Origin of the sequence: Saccharothrix sabaoui, from assembly GCF_051756985.1 — a bacterium.
Taxonomy (GTDB): Bacteria; Actinomycetota; Actinomycetes; order Mycobacteriales; family Pseudonocardiaceae; genus Actinosynnema.
In genome coordinates, this window is record NZ_JBPKJK010000189.1 from 1 (window position 1) to 15,928 (window position 15,928).

13 protein-coding genes are annotated in these 15,928 nt (G+C 74.1%); 7 read left to right on the forward strand and 6 right to left on the reverse strand.

Translation table 11 applies throughout. The features are described from left to right. Together ACR807_RS36290 and ACR807_RS36295 are read right to left on the reverse strand one after the other, a co-directional pair. On the reverse strand, positions 1-805 hold an 805-nt coding region (locus ACR807_RS36290; RefSeq protein WP_438926036.1), incomplete at its 3' end, for a lysozyme. A 345-nt stretch (positions 806-1,150) separates the two neighbouring features. After that, entirely contained in the window at positions 1,151-1,996 is an 846-nt protein-coding gene (locus ACR807_RS36295) for an aldo/keto reductase (protein WP_438926037.1), read from the reverse strand. A 130-nt stretch (positions 1,997-2,126) separates the two neighbouring features. Here ACR807_RS36295 and ACR807_RS36300 point away from each other — a divergent pair, with 130 nt between their 5' ends. Next, positions 2,127-3,023: a LysR family transcriptional regulator gene (locus tag ACR807_RS36300; protein WP_438926038.1), complete on the forward strand. Its 897-nt coding sequence runs from the start codon at positions 2,127-2,129 to the stop codon at positions 3,021-3,023. Here ACR807_RS36300 and ACR807_RS36305 read toward each other — a convergent pair. Next, entirely contained in the window at positions 2,970-3,959 is a 990-nt protein-coding gene (locus ACR807_RS36305; RefSeq protein WP_438926039.1) for a pentapeptide repeat-containing protein, read from the reverse strand. The two genes, ACR807_RS36300 and ACR807_RS36305, sit on opposite strands and share 54 nt — an antisense overlap. Before the next feature lie 2 nt (positions 3,960-3,961). Beyond that, positions 3,962-5,071 carry a pentapeptide repeat-containing protein gene (locus tag ACR807_RS36310; RefSeq protein WP_438926040.1) on the reverse strand — a complete coding sequence of 370 codons (1,110 nt, stop codon included), beginning with the start codon at positions 5,069-5,071 and terminating at the stop codon, positions 3,962-3,964. 155 nt (positions 5,072-5,226) lie between these two features. Between ACR807_RS36310 and ACR807_RS36315 the strand changes: the two genes are divergently transcribed. Then, positions 5,227-6,039, forward strand: a complete 813-nt coding sequence (locus ACR807_RS36315; RefSeq protein ID WP_438926048.1) for an SAM-dependent methyltransferase — start codon at positions 5,227-5,229, stop codon at positions 6,037-6,039. 145 nt (positions 6,040-6,184) lie between these two features. Then, positions 6,185-8,347 carry a putative bifunctional diguanylate cyclase/phosphodiesterase gene (locus ACR807_RS36320; protein ID WP_438926041.1) on the forward strand — a complete coding sequence of 721 codons (2,163 nt, stop codon included), beginning with the start codon at positions 6,185-6,187 and terminating at the stop codon, positions 8,345-8,347. Between the two features lie 49 nt (positions 8,348-8,396). Here ACR807_RS36320 and ACR807_RS36325 read toward each other — a convergent pair whose 3' ends face one another. Both ACR807_RS36325 and ACR807_RS36330 read right to left on the reverse strand, forming a co-directional pair. Next, entirely contained in the window at positions 8,397-9,419 is a 1,023-nt protein-coding gene (locus ACR807_RS36325; RefSeq protein ID WP_438926042.1) for an alcohol dehydrogenase catalytic domain-containing protein, read from the reverse strand. Continuing rightward, positions 9,416-11,308, reverse strand: coding sequence for a glycoside hydrolase family 15 protein (locus ACR807_RS36330; protein ID WP_438926043.1), 1,893 nt, complete (start codon positions 11,306-11,308; stop codon positions 9,416-9,418). Before ACR807_RS36330 ends, ACR807_RS36325 begins: the two co-directional genes overlap by 4 nt. Positions 11,309-11,365: 57 nt before the next feature. On the opposite strand from ACR807_RS36330, the gene ACR807_RS36335 reads away from it, so the two are divergent. From ACR807_RS36335 to ACR807_RS36350, 4 genes are all read left to right on the forward strand, one after another. Then, the gene (locus tag ACR807_RS36335) at positions 11,366-13,315 is read left to right on the forward strand and encodes a glycoside hydrolase family 15 protein (protein ID WP_438926044.1); all 1,950 of its coding nucleotides are present in this window, start codon (positions 11,366-11,368) and stop codon (positions 13,313-13,315) included. Between the two features lie 46 nt (positions 13,316-13,361). Further along, entirely contained in the window at positions 13,362-13,985 is a 624-nt protein-coding gene (locus ACR807_RS36340) for a DUF3558 domain-containing protein (protein WP_438926045.1), read from the forward strand. Positions 13,986-14,092: 107 nt separating this feature from the next. Further along, positions 14,093-14,482, forward strand: coding sequence for a transcriptional regulator (locus tag ACR807_RS36345; protein WP_438926046.1), 390 nt, complete (start codon positions 14,093-14,095; stop codon positions 14,480-14,482). Positions 14,483-14,518: 36 nt separating this feature from the next. Then, positions 14,519-15,928: PPE domain-containing protein (locus ACR807_RS36350; RefSeq protein WP_438926047.1), on the forward strand; the 1,410-nt coding region annotated here is incomplete at its 3' end.

Below are 15,928 nucleotides of genomic sequence, written 5' to 3' on the forward strand. Positions count from 1 at the left end.
CCAGCGCCTGCAGGCGGTCGTAGGCGCCGTTGAACTCGTTCTGGTCGATGGGCGAGGACGAGTACTGCCAGATCGTGTGGAACGGCCAGGCGTAGGGCAGCGTGCCCACCGAGGTGGAGTAGCGCGCCACCCACAGCGGGTTGGTGGAGCTGAAGTCGCCGCCGACGCACTGGTTCCACCAGCTCGTGGACGTGTAGATGACCGGCCAGCGGCCCGTGCGGGCGTGGTAGCGGTCGCTGAACGACAGCACCCACGACGTCATGCCCGCCTTGGACAGGCCGTAGCAGGTCGAGCCGTACGGGTTGTACTCCATGTCGAGCGCGCCCGGCAGGGTCCGGCCGTCGCGCGACCAGCCGCCGCCGTTGGCGATGAAGTAGTCGGCCTGGGCCGCGCCGCCGGACCGGTCGGGCAGCGCGAAGTGGTACGCGCCGCGGATCATGCCGATGTTGTACGAGCCGTTGTACTGCTGGGCGAAGTACGGGTTGCGGTAGTTGGTGGACTCGGTGGCCTTGACGTAGGCGAACCGCTTGCCCTGGTTCCACCAGTACGCCCAGTCGACGTTGCCCTGGTGGCCGCTGACGTCGATGCCGTGCACGACGGCCTGGGCGCCCGGGTCGGTGCCGACCGACCGGCGTTGGCCCTGGCCCTCGTGCTTGCGGATCTGCGAGCCCATGGCGTGATCGCCCACGGGGGCGTCGGCGGTGGAGGTGGGGGGTGCGGCGGTGGCGGTGGTGGCCGCGAGGCCGGAGAGGACCAGTCCGGCGGCGGCGATCAGGGACGTGGCGGAGCGGGCGAAGGTCTTCATCGGGACTCCTTGAGCCAGTGCAGGGGTTGACTCGATGGGCAGTGTGCCGTCCGTTTCACCAATTCACCAGGGTTCGTGTTAATTGGTCACGAAAACGGAGCAACGCCCACGGGGTCGCCCTGCGCTCGGGCGGGTCCCGCCACCGGGTGAGGACACGCCGGAGGGGGTCGGGACCGCAGCACGCGGTCCCGACCCCCTCCGGCGTGATCGGCGGGGCACCCGGTCGGGCGGCGGGGGTGCGCGGACGGGTGCGCATCGCCATCGACGCCCCCGTTCGGCCCGCTGTGCTGGTACGGATGGCCTAGATCATCGGGCCACCCGCCCCGTCCCGCATCCGGGGACCGGTCACCCGTCCAGGCGCCGCAACTCCTCCGGGGTCAGCCGGACGTGCACCGCGTCGGCCGAGTCGGCGATGCTCGCGGGCCGCGACGCGCCGGGGATCGGCACGACCTGCGGCGCCTTGGCGAGCATCCAGGCCAGGCACACCTGCTGCGGGCTCACCCCGTGCGCCTCCCCGACCTCGGCGAACGCGGCGAACCTGGTGCCGAGCTGCCCGGCCGAGCCCATGCCGCCGAGCGGGCTCCACGGCAGGAACGCGATGTCCAGCTCCGCGCACAGCTCCAGCTCCGGCTCGCTGGAGCGGAACGCGGGCGAGAACTGGTTCTGCACGCTCGCCAGCCGGCCGCCGAGCACCTCGTTCGCCTCGCGGATCTGCGCCGGGTCGAAGTTCGACACGCCCGCGAGCCTGATCTTGCCCTCGTCGAGCAGCTCGGCGAGCGCGCCCACCGACTCCGCCACCGGCACCTCCGGGTCGGGCCGGTGGAACTGGTAGAGCCCGATCGCGTCGACCCCGAGCCGGCGCAGCGACGCCTCGCACGCGGCCTTGAGGTACTCGGGCCGCCCGTCGAGCCCCCACCCGCCGTCCGGCGTGCGGGTGTGGCCGCCCTTGGTGGCGACCAGGACGCCGTCGACGCCCTTGAGGGCCTCGGCGATCAGCTCCTCGTTGTGCCCGAAGTCGGTGTGGTCGGCCGAGTACGCGTCGGCCGTGTCGATCAGGGTCACGCCCTTGTCGAGCGCGGTGCGGATGGTGTCGACCGACCGGTCGCGCTCGGGGCGGCCGGCCAGCGACATCGGCATCCCGCCCAGGCCGATGGCGCTGACCTCGACACCTCCGATACGGCGAGTCAGCATCGTGGACCTTCCTCCTGTGTCGTCACTTTGTGCGGTTCCAGCTTGGGCCGAACGCATTAAGCTGTCCAACAGAAGGACCTGATGCCATTCAGCAGCACGGGTGATGAATACACGGGCGGGTGCCGGGATCGTGGAACTGCGCCAGCTGGAGTACTTCGTGGCGGTGGCCGAGGAGTGCCACTTCACGCGCGCCGCGCGCCGGATGCACGTCGCCCAGTCGGGGCTGTCCGCGTCGATCCGCGCGCTGGAGGTGGAGCTGGGCGCGCCGCTGTTCGTGCGCAGCACCCGGCAGGTCGAGCTGACCCAGGCCGGCCGCGCCCTGCTGGTGGAGGCGCGCCGCGCGCTGGGCACGATCGACGCGGCCCGCGACGCGGTGGCCGCCGTGCAGGGCCTGCTGCGCGGCACGCTGGCCGTGGGCAGCGTGCAGTGCCTGCACGCCGTGCACCTGCCCGCCGTGCTGGCCCGGTTCCACGAGCTGCACCCCGGCGTGGAGATCCGGCTGCGCCAGGCCGGGTCGGGCGAGCTGGTCGACCTGGTCCGCGCGGGCCGGCTCGACCTCGCGTTCGCCACGCCCGGCCGGGTCGCGGCCGGTCAGGTCGGGAACGACCTGGAGGTGGCGACCCTGTCCAGCGAGCCGATGGTCCTCGCCTGCGGGCCCGGGACGGGCTTCGCGCAGCGCTCGTCCGTGCGGCTCGCCGACCTCGCGGGTCAGGCGTTCGTGGACTTCCACCCGGACTGGGGCACGCGCGACGAGGTGGACCGCGCCCTGGCCACCGCCGGGGTCGACCGGCGGGTCGCGGTCGAGGTCAACGACGTGCACTCGCTGCTCGACTTCGTCGGCTTCGGGCTGGGCGTGGCGCTGGTGCCCCGGTCGTTCGCGGGCAAGCGGACGCGCGCCAGGTTCGTCGAGGTGGTGGACGCGCCCGCCGCGGAGGTGGTCGTGGTCGCCGCGCCCGCGGTCGGCGCGGCGGCGTCAGTCCTGCTGGACATGGTCCTCAGCGCGCGCGGGCTCCCCGCCACCGGTTAGCGGCCACCCCGCCGGGTCGACCCGCAGCGCGGTGCCCGGCGACAGCGCCAGCGCGCCGACGACCTCCGGCGGCCGAGGGCCGACGTGCAGGAACACCCCGACCCGGGCGCCGGTGACGTTCAGCTCGCGGGCGAAGGAGACGTCCTGGAAGGAGAGGCCGCCGGCGAACCTCCCGTCCCGGAAGTCCACCCGCCCGAGGAACTCGCCGCCGGAGAACAGCGCGGGCTTGACCAGCTCGACCTCGCGGAACGCGGTGATGCCGTAGAACCGGGCGCGGCGGGCGACGAGCCGGCCGAACCGGCGGCCCTCCAGCCGGAAGTGCACGAGCTTCGCGCCGGTCAGGTCCAGCTGGTACGGCGTCGCGTCCGGGTCCTCACCCCACGGCAGCAGGTCGGTGATCAGGCGCTGCGCGGTCATCCGCACGGTCATCTCCCGGTCGTCGGCCTGCGGCACCTCGGCCGCCCGCCGCTCCGGGTCCCCGAAGTACGCCTGCTCGGGGTCCTCGGGCTTCTCCACCAGCGACGCGTGCTCGAACGGCTGCCGCAGGTAGGAGCACAGCACGCTGAGCACGGTCTGCTTGTAGCGCGGCGCGCTGCCCGCCAACCCGGCCAGCACGTGCATCGCCCCCACCCTGACCTGGTCGGCCTCGTTGCCCAGCAGCTCCACGGCGCGCGCGAACCGCTCGTCGGCGACCTTCTCGCTCTCCAGGGCGTGCCGGGCGCTGTCCAGCTCGTGCCGGGCCTCCTCGGTGCGGCGGCGGCGGTCGTTGAGCCACAGCGCGTACAGCGCGACGACCGCGCCGCCCGCCAGGCCGCCGGTCTTGATCGCCTCCGCCTTCGGCTGCCTCGGGTCGACCAGCAGCAGCGCGGTGGTCGTCCCCACCGTCACGACCAGCGCGGCGAGCACGCTCGCCAGCAACAACCCGCGTCCGCGCACGGTCAGCTCCTCACCAGGCCGGTGCCGTCGGGGCGGCGCTCGACCACCCAGCCGTCCGGCAGCGCGTTGCCGTGGTCCAGCGCCACGTGCATCCCGATCGTGGCCGCACCCTCCGACCCGGCCACCCGCAGGTCCACCCCGCCCAGGAACCGGGCGCCGGTGAAGTCGACCGGCCGGGTGAACACGGCGTCGGCGAACCCCGCCTCGGCGGTGAACCGGGAGTCGGCGAACTTCGTCGGCCCGAGGAACCGGGTGCGCGCGAAGTCGACCCGGTCGCGGCAGGTGAAGCGGCTGAACCACGCCTTCCCGTGGAAGGTCACGTCGTGCACGTGCAGCCTGCCCTCGCTGACCGCGTCGGTGAACCACGCGCCGGTGCGGACCACCGAGTGGTGGAACGAGTTCGACTCGGCGAGGTGGGCGGCGCGCAGGACGAGCAGGCCCACCTGGCGGTGCGAGATGTCGAAGTACTCCAGGTAGGCCCGGGTCAGGTCCAGGTCGTAGCGGCCGGCGGCCGGGTCGTCGTCGCGCGGCAGCAGGTCGGCGATCAGCCGCTGCGCGGTGAGCCGGACCTCCAGCTCCCGCCCGTCGACCGGCCCCGTCCCGACGTCGGTGGTGGCGAACGGCCGCCGCAGGTAGGCGCACAGCACGTCGAGCACGGTCTGCCGGTACTCCCCGCGGGACCGGGCCAGGCCCGCGAGGGCGTGCATCGCGCCCACCCGCACCTGCTCGGCGTCGTGCCCGAGCAGCTCGACGGACCGGGCGAACCGCTCGTCGGCGACGCGCGACCGGTCGTGCTCGGCGCGCTGGTCCTCCAGCTGCTGCCGCCGCACCTCGATCGCCTGCCGGTCCTCGTCCGTCCGCCGGCGGCGGTCGTTGAGCCACAGCGCGTACAGCGCGACGACCGCGCCGCCCGCCAGGCCGCCGGTCTTGATCGCCTCGTTCTTCGGCGCGTTCGGGTCCACGGCGAACAGCCAGCCCGCGACCAGCAGGAACGCCCCGATCGAGCCGACCAGGGTGGGGACGAGCAGGTGCTGCCCGTTGCGGTGCCGCAGGACGAGCAGCACCGCCGCGGCGGTCACCGCGACCGCACCGGCGATCCAGAGGTAGCCCACAAGGGGGACATTCTCCCCGGTGACGGGACGCGGGGTGATCCATCCGGGAGAACAGCGCAAACGAGCGGTGTGCTAACTCACCGGATTGGCCCATGATGTGTGGGTCACCGCAACGGTGGAATCGCGCGGCCGTGAGGAGAACGGGCTTGGAGAGCGTGGAGCGGCCGGACTGGGCACCGGGGGACATCGACCTGGGCCGGCCGAGCATCGCGAGGGTCTACGACTACTGGCTCGGCGGCGCGCACAACTTCGCCGTCGACCGGGCGGTGGCCGACCGGGTGCTCGCCGACGTGCCGGTGCTCAAGACCCTGATCCTCAACCACCGGTCCTTCCTGCGCCGGGCGGTGCGCCACCTGCTGTCGCGGGGCGTCCGCCAGTTCCTCGACCTGGGCTCCGGCATCCCGACCGTGGGCAACGTGCACGAGATCGCGCAGGCCGTCGACCCGTCCGCGCGGGTGGTCTACGTCGACCGGGACCCGGTCGCGGTGGCGCACAGCCGGGCCATCCTCACCGGCAACCCGCTGGTCAACGTCCTCCAGACCGACATGCGGGACGTCGACGCCGTCGTGCGCTCCCCCGAGGTGCGCGGGCTGCTGGACTTCGGCCGGCCCATCGGCGTGCTCATGGTCGCCCTGCTGCACTTCGTGCCGGACGACGAGGACCCGCGCGGGATCGTCGCCGCGTACCGGGACGCCGTCCCGCCCGGCAGCTTCCTGGTCCTCTCGCACGCGGGCTACGAGGAGGGCGAGTGGGACCCGGTGTGGAACGACGCCAAGAACACCTACGACCGCGGCGTCAGCGAGATGACCTACCGCCCGAAGCGGGAGGTGGAGGCGCTGTTCACGGGGTTCGAGCTGGTGCCGCCCGGCGTGGCGCGGCTGCCGCTGTGGCACCCGGAGTCGCCTGACGACGTGGACGAGGGCGCCGCGCACTTCCTCGGCTTCGGCGCGGTGGGGCGGAAACCCTGATGGGCGGGACCCGGGCGGGACTGACCACGTCGCGCGTGACCCGGCCGGGTGATGCGCCGTCGGGTGAAGGCGCACCCGGCCGAGTTGTCGACTCCGTCCGGCGGGCGGCCGTATCCTCTGCGGGTGTGGCGGTAGGCCGGCGGACATGACGGAACAGGTTGACCATCGGGTGGCAGCACCGGGCCGATCGAACCTCGACCCCGCCGTACTGGCCGGGGCGGAGTCGTTCGCGCGGACCTGGGCCACGGCGGTCATCGGCAGCAGCTACGTCCCGATGACCCGGACCGAGGTCGCCGAGCACCTCCAGGCGCTGACCGAGGTGCTGGTGCACGCGCTGCACGCGAGCCCGTTCCGCACCGCGCCCGGCTACGAGATCGGCGCGCGCCTGGTCGAGGCGCACTTCACCGGCACCGACACGCTGGGCCGCACCGTCCAGCTGCTCGGCGACGACCTGCTGACCGAGCTGGGCATCGCGCCCGACGAGCTGGTGCGCTCCCGCCTCGCCGCGCTCCAGGGCGCGCTGGCCGCCGGGTACGCCCGGGCGCTGCGCGAGCGCACCCTCGCCGAGCAGGAGGCGATCCGCGCCGCCGTGCTGGACGCCCGCGACCAGGCCGAGGCGGCGCTGCGCGCGTCCGAGGCCCGGTTCCGCGCGATGTTCACCGAGGCCGCCATCGGCATCGGCATCGCCGACATCGAGGGCCGCATCCTCGACGTCAACCAGGCGTTGCAGGACATGCTGGGCTTCAGCGTCGAGGAGATGCGGCAGTACAACATCCGCGACCTGATGCACCCGGAGGACGGCGGCAGCGTCTGGCGGCTCTACGACCAGCTCACCGCGGGCGAGTGCGACCACTACCGGGCCGAGAAGCGGTTCCGCCGCGCCGACGGCGAGCAGGTGTGGACGCACCTGACGCTGTCGCTGGTGCGCGACGACCACGGCGACCCGCAGTACCAGGTGGCGATGATCGAGGACGTCACCGACCGCCACCTGCTCCAGAACCGGCTGCGCCACCAGGCCCTGCACGACCACCTGACGAGCCTGCCCAACCGGGCGCTGTTCCTGGAGCGGCTGGTCCGGGTGTTCAACAACCGCGCCCGGCAGCGCGCCGGCCTGTGCTACCTGGACCTCGACGGGTTCAAGGTGATCAACGACAGCCTGGGCCACGACATCGGCGACCAGCTCCTGGTCGAGGTCGGCCGGCGGCTCCGCGACGCGGTGTCCGGCGAGGGCAAGCTGGTCGCCCGGATGGGCGGCGACGAGTTCGTGATCCTGGTGGAGGGCTCCCGGGACACCCAGGACATCGTCAGCGTCGCGGACCGCGTGCTGCGCGAGCTGGAGTCCCCGATCCGCATCGGCGGCCACGAGCTGACCGTGTCCGCGTCGATCGGCATCGTGGAGCGCGCCCTGGCCGGCACCACCCCGGCCGACCTGATGCGCGACGCCGACATCACGCTGTACTGGGCGAAGGCCGACGGCAAGTCGCGCTGGGCGCTGTACGACCCGGAGCGCAACGCCAAGGAGGTCGCCCGCTTCACGCTGTCCGCGACCATGCCCGCCGCCCTGGAGCGCGACGAGTTCTACGTCGACTACCAGCCCCTGGTGCGGCTGGAGGACGGCGTCGTGGTCGGCGTCGAGGCGCTGGTGCGCTGGCAGCACCCCGAGTTCGGCCGGCTCGCGCCCGACCGGTTCATCGAGCTGGCCGAGGAGACCGGCCTCATCGTCCCGCTGGGCCGCTGGGTGCTGCGCAAGGCGTGCGAGCAGGCCCGCCGCTGGCTGGACGAGTTCGGCGAGGACGCGCCGTTCGTGTCGGTGAACCTGGCCGTGCGCCAGTCCCGCGACCCCGAGCTGGTGCGGGACGTCAAGCGCATCCTCGACGAGTGCGCCCTGCCGCCGCACCACCTCCAGCTGGAGCTGACCGAGAGCGCGATCATGGGCACCGCCGACGAGCCGCTGGAGGCGCTGCGCGTCCTGTCGGACATGGGCGTGCGCATCGCCATCGACGACTTCGGCACCGGCTACTCCAACCTCGCCTACCTCAAGCACCTGCCCGTGCACGAGCTGAAGATCGCCGGCTCGTTCATGGAGGGCCTGCGCGCGGCCGACGAGGAGGACGCCGTGGACGCGCAGATCGTCTCCACCCTCGTCCAGCTGGCGCACGCGCTCCAGCTGGGCGTCACCGCGGAGGGCGTGGAGACGCCGGCGCAGGCCAAGCGCCTGCACCGCATCGGCTGCGACACCGGCCAGGGCTGGTTCTTCGCCAAGCCCATGCGGCCGGAGTCGATCGACGAGCTGCTGCGGCGCGGCTAGCCGGCGGGGTCAGGTCCGGCCGGGTCCGGCCGGGTCAGGCCGGAGCAGGTCAGGTCAGGTCCACGACCACCTTCACGTCGTCCTCGCCCTTCTCGAACGCCTCGGTGAACCGCTCCAGCGGCACGCGCCGGGTGATCAGGCCGTTCAGCCACGCCGCCGGCGCGTCGGCCAGCGCGTCCGCCGCGGCCCGGTAGTCGGCCAGGCCCGCGTTGACGGTGCCGAGCAGCACCTTGTTGCCCAGCACGACCTCGTCGAACACGTGCGGGTCCAGCGGCACGGGGTCGTGCTCGCCCGCGATGCCCGCGAGCACCGTCACCGAGGCGCGGCGGGCGCAGTCCCAGACCAGCGGCGCGACGCCGGTGCACTCGATCGCCACGTCGACGTCCGCCGGGAGCCGGTCCGCGCCTCGGTGGTAGGTGGCGCCCAGGGCGGTGACCAGGTCGGGCTTGCGGCCGTCGGCGACGCGGTCCACCACGTGCACGTCGAGCCCCCGCTGCACGCCGAGCAGCGCCGCGAGCAGCCCGATCGGGCCCGCGCCGGTGATCAGCGCGGTCCGGACGGGCAGGTGGGTGCGCTCGGCCGCGTCCTCCGCCCGCGCCCACGCCTTGGCCACCACGGACGCCGGTTCGGTGAGCACGCCCGCGTCGCCCAGCGCCGGGTCGAGCCTGATCGCGAACCCCGGCGGCACGGTCCAGCGCTGCGCGCCGTAGCCGTCCAGCTCCTTGATGCCGCGCTCGGTGTAGCGGCCGTTGCGGCAGAAGTCCCACGCGCCCACCGCGCACGCCGGGCACGGCTCCGGGTCGGGCCGGCGCACCACGCCCGCCACCAGGTCACCGGGCGCGAAGTCCGCCGTGGGGCTGGAGATCACCCGTCCGAGGGATTCGTGGAACGGCACCACCCGGTCCCGGCCGGGCGGCGGCGTGCCGAACCCGTCGCGGACGATCTCCACGTCCGTGCCGCACACGCCGGCCAGCAGGCCCTCGACGAGCAGCTCGTCACCGGCCGCGGGGTCCGGCCGGTCGACGACGCGCGACGCGCCCGGCTCGCCGGGCACCACCTCCGCGGCCCTCACGCGGCACCGCCGCGGTGACGCTCCTCGCGGGTGTGCCCGCCGAACAGCACCGCCGCGCTGTTGACCAGCGCCAGGTGGCTGAACGCCTGCGGGAAGTTCCCGGTCATCCGCCCCGGCGGGCCGTGCCGGTCCCCGGCCGCGTCCCCCGCCGGGCCATGATCATCCACGAGGTACTCCTCGGCCAGCAGCCCCACGTCGTTCACCAACCCCACCAACCGGTCGAACATCGCCCGCGCCTCCTCGTGCCGCCCCGCCAGCGCGAGCGCGTCGACGTACCAGAACGAGCACGCCAGGAAGCTTCCCTCGACACCCGCCAACCCGTCCACTTCGGACTCCCCCGGTCCGGTCTGGTAGCGCTCCACGAGGTCGCCGCGCTTGAGCACCCGGGCCACCGCGTCGAGCGTGCCGAGCACGCGCGGGTCGTCGCCGGGCAGGAACCCGACGGCGGGCACCAGCAGCGTCGCCGCGTCCAGCTCCGTGCCGCCGTAGTACTGGGTGAACGAGTTCAGCGAGGCGTTCCAGCCCTTGGCCAGCACCTCGGCGTGCACCTCGTCGCGCAGCTCCCGCCACCGGTCCACCGGACCCGGCAGGCCGAACTCCTCGACCGCCCGCACGGCCCGGTCGAACGCCACCCACAGCATCACCCGCGAGTGGGTGAAGTGCCGGTCCGGCCCGCGCACCTCCCACAGCCCCTTGTCGGGCCGCTGCCACACCGTCTCCAGGTGCCGCATCATGCCGCGCTGCATCGCCCACGAGTCCGGCGTCTCGCCCAGCCCGCGCTCCCGCGCCAGGTGCAGGGCGTCCATGACCTCGCCGTACACGTCCAGCTGGAGCTGCCGGTAGGCGGCGTTGCCGACCCGCACCGGGCGTGCGCCCCGGTACCCGGGCAGCCAGTCGACCTCCCACTCCACGAGGTGCCGCTCGCCGCCGATGCCGTACATGATCTGGAGGTCGGCCGGGTCGCCCGCCACGGCCCGCAGCAGCCACTTCCGCCACGCCAGCGCCTCGTCGGTGCAGCCGAAGTTGTCCAGCGCGAGCAGCGTGAACGTCGCGTCGCGCAGCCAGCAGTACCGGTAGTCCCAGTTCCGCCCGCCGCCCGGCGTCTCCGGCAGCGACGTGGTGGGCGCGGCCACGATCCCGCCGGTCGGCGCGTACGACAGGCCCTTGAGGGTGATCAGCGACCGCCGCACGACGTCGGCGTGCGGCCCGTCGTAGGTGATGCGCGAGGACCAGTCCAGCCAGAACGCCTCGGACCGCGCGACCTCGCCGAGCGGGTCCACCGGCGCGGGCGGCTCGTCGGGAGAGTGCGCGAACTCCATCACCCACGACAGCCGCTCGCCGGCGGAGACGGTGAACACCGCCTCGTGCGCCCGCGCGCCCGGCACCCGGTACGGCAGGCGGTCGCCGTACAGCGCCACCGCCGACGGCCCGGCGACGGCGACGACGCACTCCTGCCCGTCGCGCTCGCCGCGCCGCACCCACGGCACCGAGTCGGCGTAGGCGAACCGCAGCACCCACCGCAGCCGCACCTCGACCTGCCCGGACACGCCCTCCAGCACGCGCACGACGCGCGTGTCGGCGTCCCAGTGGTCCTGCTCGGGCGGCATGGTGTCGATCAGCCGCACCACGCCGTCGTCCGTCTCGAACACGGTCTCCAGCACGAGGCTGCCGTCGCGGTACGCCCGCGTCGCCGACCGGACCTCCCCGGTCGGCGCGATCCGCCAGTGGCCGTCGTCCTCGGTGCCCAGCAGCCGCGAGAAGCACGACGGCGAGTCGAACCGCGGCATGCACAACCAGTCGATCGACCCGTCGCGCCCCACGAGCGCCGCCGTCCGCAGGTCCGACAGCAGCGCGTAGTCCTCGATCAACCCCGGTCCGGTGTCCGTCACGCCGCCGAGGTTACGGTCACCCGTTTGAGCGCGCTCGGCGCTGCGCACCCCCGGGGCATGACCCCGTTAGTCGCGGCGCTGCTGGCGAGCGCGCTCACCGTCCCCGGACCACCTCCCGCCGTCCCCGGACCACCGGCCACCTACGCGCCCGCCGACAAGCTGGGCTTCGGCACGGCCCGGCAGGCGGAGAGCCCGGTGTGGTTCACCCTCGGCCGCACCGGCCTCACCGAGGTCTTCCACCCGGACCTGAGCACGCCGGCGACGCGCGACCTGAAGCTCGTGGTCGACGGCCGCGAGGCGGCGGACCCGCGCACCGAGCAGGTGGGCAGGCTGCGGTTCCGCCAGGTGTTCCGCGGCGAGGGCTGGCGGGCGTCGTTCACCTGGACCACCGACCCGGGCCGGGCCGCGGTGCTCGCGGACGTGGAGCTGCACGCCGACCGGCCCGTCACCGCGCAGGTCGTGCTCGACCCGAACCTGTCCCGCGACGGCGACGACGACTCGGCCGTGGACCGGCCCGACGCGCTGGTCGCCCGGGACGCCCGGTCCGCGAGCGCCCTGGTCGCAGACGAGGGCATCACCCCGCGCGGGTCCACCACCGGCAACGTCGTCCAGACCGGCGACCTGCGCGTGGACGGCGTCCACGACCGCCGCACCACGCTGTCCCTCGGCCTCGGCGCCACCCCGGAGGAGGCGCTGAGCACCGCCCGCACCTCGCTGGCCGAGGGCTTCGCCCGGCACGCCCGCGGCTACGACCGGGGCTGGGAGGACCACCTCCGGTCCCTGGCCCGGCCGCGGTCCGCCGACCGCGCGCTCTACGAGACGTCGGTGCTCGTGCTCGCCGCCACCGAGGACAAGCGCAACCCCGGCGCGTTCGTCGCCGCGCCCGGCTTCCCGTGGGCGTTCGGCTTCGACCGGGAGATCGCCCCCGAGTTCGGCTCCTACGCGCTGGTCTGGCCGCGCGACCAGTACCAGGTGGCCAGTGCCCTGCTCGCCGCCGGCGACCGCGCCGCCGCCGACCGCGCCCTCGACTTCATGCTGGAGGTCCAGCAGCAGCCCGACGGCCACCTGCCGCAGAACACCCGCGTCACCGGCGAGCCGTACTGGACCAACGTCCAGCAGGACGAGCAGGCCGCGCCGATGCTGCTGGCCCACCTGCTGGGCCGCACCGACCGGTCCACGCTGGACGGCCTGGTCGCGGCGGCGGAGTTCATGGTGTCCCAACCGGACGCGCCGTTCACCCAGCAGGAGCGGTGGGAGAACCAGAGCGGCTACTCGCCCGGCACGATCGCCGCCGAGATCGCCGGCCTGGTGTGCCTGGCCGACCTGCTCGGCCGGGTGGGCGACCCGCGTGCCGCGAGGTACCTCGGCATCGCCGACGAGTGGGAGCGCCGCGTCGAGGGGTGGACGGTGACGCGCACCGGCCCGTTCTCCGCGAAGCCCTACTACCTGCGGCTCACCAAGGACGGCCGGCCCGACGCGGGCACCACCTACAACCCCGGCGACAACCACCCCGTCGAGATCGACCAGCGCGCCGCCGTGGACCCGAGCTTCCTCGAACTGGTGCGCCTCGGCGTCCGCCCGGCCGACGACCCGGTGGTCCGCGACACCGTGCGCGTCGTGGACGAGCAGCTCAAGGAAGGCCGCTTCTGGCACCGCTACAACGGCGACGGGTACGGCGAGCGCGCCGACGGCGGCCCCTGGAACATCTACGAGGACGGCACCCGCACGTACGGCCGCACGTGGCCGATCTTCGCGGGGGAGCGCGGCGAGTACGAGCTGCTGGCGGGCGACCGCCGCGCGGCCCGGGGCCGCCTCGCCGACATGGCCACCGCCGCCAACGCGGGCGGGATGCTGCCCGAGCAGGTGTGGCGCGGGCGCGGCACGACGTCCGCTACCCCGCTGGGCTGGGCGCACGCCCAGTACGTGCGGCTGGCGTGGTCGATCGACGCGGGCGCGCCGGTCGAGCGGCCGGCCGTCGTGGCGTGCCGCTACACCGGTTGCCGGTGACGCCGAACGGCCCTTGCGGGTGAGGCCGATCCGCTACGTTCGGCCCATGCGCCGTGCCGTGCCGCTCCTCGCCGCCCTGGCCCTGCTCGCGGGTTGTTCCGAGACGACGGGCGGGTCCGGGACCGCCGCCGGCGGCCCCACCGCGGGCGGCTCGACCACGGGTGGCTCGACCACGGGTGGCCCGACCGCGGGTGGCTCGACCGCGCCCGCGTCGTCGTCGGCCGCGGAGCCCGTCGACCGGCCCGAGTCGGTCGACGTCGGGAAGTCCGACCCGTGCGCGCTCCTCACCGAGGCGCAGCGCGCGCAGCTCGGCCTCGACCGGCCGCCGCTGGCGGGCACGTCCAGCGTCTACCGGTCGCCGACGTGCGACTTCTCCCGCGAGGACCGCGCGTACGGCGTGCGGATCACCACCGTCACCACCACCGGCATCGCCTGGTACACCGACGGCAGCTTCGACGTGGAGGCGGAGGAGGTCCGGGTCGCGGGCTTCCCGGCCGTGCTCGGCCGCAACTCGGGCGACCGGCAGACCTGCTTCCTGGGCGTGGACGTCTCGGCCGGGCAGATGCTCGACGTGCAGGTGGCGAGCTTCGAGGGCACCCCCCAGGACGAGCTGTGCGGGCTCGCGCCGAAGGTCGCCGAAGCCGCCGTCGGGACCCTCGTGAACGGGTAGAACTACTCCCTTCGGACGTGGAACCGCCCACCTCCGCCGCGCATCAGAGCTAGAGTCGTCCCACTTGCGCACGGTGGGGTGTGCGCACGTACTGAGGAGGGTGAGTCGTGTTCATCGCGGATGGTGGTGGCGGGGGGTCGACGCAGTCGCTCCCGGACTACAGCGGGACGCAGCAGAAGCTGAGCATCCAGCCCTCGGCGATCCCCGAGGCCCGCAAGGTCTTCACCGATGCCCTGGACCGCCTCGAAGCGCAGCTGCGGGACGCCAAGCCCGCGCTGCACGCCCGGCGCTGGGCGGGTGACCCGGTGAGCCGGGAGACCGCGGAGAAGTTCAACCAGGACACCTTCGAGGCGGGTGACTCGGCCGCCCTGACCGCGATCCTCGCCTACCGCGACCAGCTCCAGGGCGTCGTGGAGCAGCTGACCGCGATCGAGGCCGACTACCGCCGCGTCGAGGGCGACAACACCGCGTCCTGGGGACGCGTCGAGAACCAGTGAACACCATGACCGACGCACCCCGGGAAGGCGAGCACGATGGGTGACCACCGCTGGCGCGGATACGCGCACCCCGAGCTGTACGACATGATCAACTCAGGTCCCGGCGTCGCCGCCTCCCGTCCGATCGAGGACAAGTGGAAGGCGCTTTCCGAGGCGTTGGGCGAGATCGACACCTCGATCCACCAGGGCCTGGAGAGGCTCGGCGCGAGCTGGGAGGGTTCCAGCGCCACCGAGACCCGGGCCGCCCTGTCGCCGCTGGGCGAGTGGGCGACCGACGCGCAGCGCGGCTCCGACGTCATGAAGACGTCCGCGCAGCTCCAGGGCGAGTACATCGCGGACGCCCGCAAGGAGATGCCGGAACCCGTCCCGGTGACCACCGAGGCGCCGTCCACCGGGGACAAGGTCCTCGGCGCGCTGGCCGGTCCGTTCGGGATGATGCACGTCATCCAGCAGCAGGAAGACCACGAGCGGCAGGAAGCGGCGCAGGACAACGCCGAGGCCAAGGCCGTCGAGGTGATGAACAACTACCAGTCCAGCAGCGAGTGGAACAGCAGCACGCTGGGCGAGTTCGTGCCGCCGCCGAAGGTCGTCGTCGACACGCCGCCGCCGGCCGGGGTGGGCCAGTTCAACAGCACCAGCGCGGGCTACACCAGCACGCCGACGTGGACGCCCCCCGGTGAGGGCGGCACCACGCACGCGTCGTGGGCGCCGCCGTCGACCGGCACGCAGGTCGCGCCGGTCACCCAGGTCCCGGGTCAGCCGCCCACGGGCGGCACCACGAACCCGTCCTGGGCGACGCCGCCCCCCACCCCGACGCCCCCGCCGTCGCTGCCGCCCCCGCCGCCGCCGGGCGTGAAGCCGCCCGTCGTCGGCCCGTTCCCGCCCGGCTGGACCCCGCCGAGGCCCCCGGGCGGCGGCCTCCCGCTCCCGCCCAGGGGACCCGGTCTCCCCGGCGGTCCCGGCGTCAAGCCCGGCCTGCCGCCCACGGGCGGTCGTCCCGGCCTGCCCGGTCCCGGTGTGCCCGGTGGTCCTGGTGGCCCCGGTGGTCAGCGCCCCGGCGTGCCGACCGGCCCCGGCCAGTTCCGCGGGATGCCCGGCGGTCCCGGTGGGATGCCCGGCGGTGTGCCCGGTGGCCCGGGCGGTCCCGGCGGCTTCGGCCCCGGCGGTCCCCACGCGGCCGGACGTCCCGGCGGTCCCGGCATGCCCGGCCCCGGCGGCTTCGGCCCCGGTGGTCCCGGCGGCCCGGCCGGCGGTCGCCCCGGCGCGCCCGGTGCTCCCGGCGCGGCCGGTCGCGGTCCCGGTGCGGGCGGCGGCGTGGCCGGCGGTCAGGGCGCCAACGGCGAGGACGACATCGAGCACAAGGCGGCCGACTACCTGGTCGAGACGAACGACGTGTTCGGCGACGACCGGCTCGTCGCACCGCCCGTGATCGGGGAAGTGCAGCAG

Excerpts from the sequence above, each read along its gene's own strand:
- ACR807_RS36295 (WP_438926037.1), bottom strand. The coding sequence starts at position 1,996 with ATGCTGACTCGCCGTATCGGAGGTGTCGAGGTCAGCGCCATCGGCCTG.
- ACR807_RS36335 (WP_438926044.1), top strand. The coding sequence starts at position 11,366 with ATGACCCCGTTAGTCGCGGCGCTGCTGGCGAGCGCGCTCACCGTCCCC.
- ACR807_RS36320 (WP_438926041.1), top strand. The coding sequence starts at position 6,185 with ATGACGGAACAGGTTGACCATCGGGTGGCAGCACCGGGCCGATCGAAC.
- ACR807_RS36340 (WP_438926045.1), top strand. The coding sequence starts at position 13,362 with ATGCGCCGTGCCGTGCCGCTCCTCGCCGCCCTGGCCCTGCTCGCGGGT.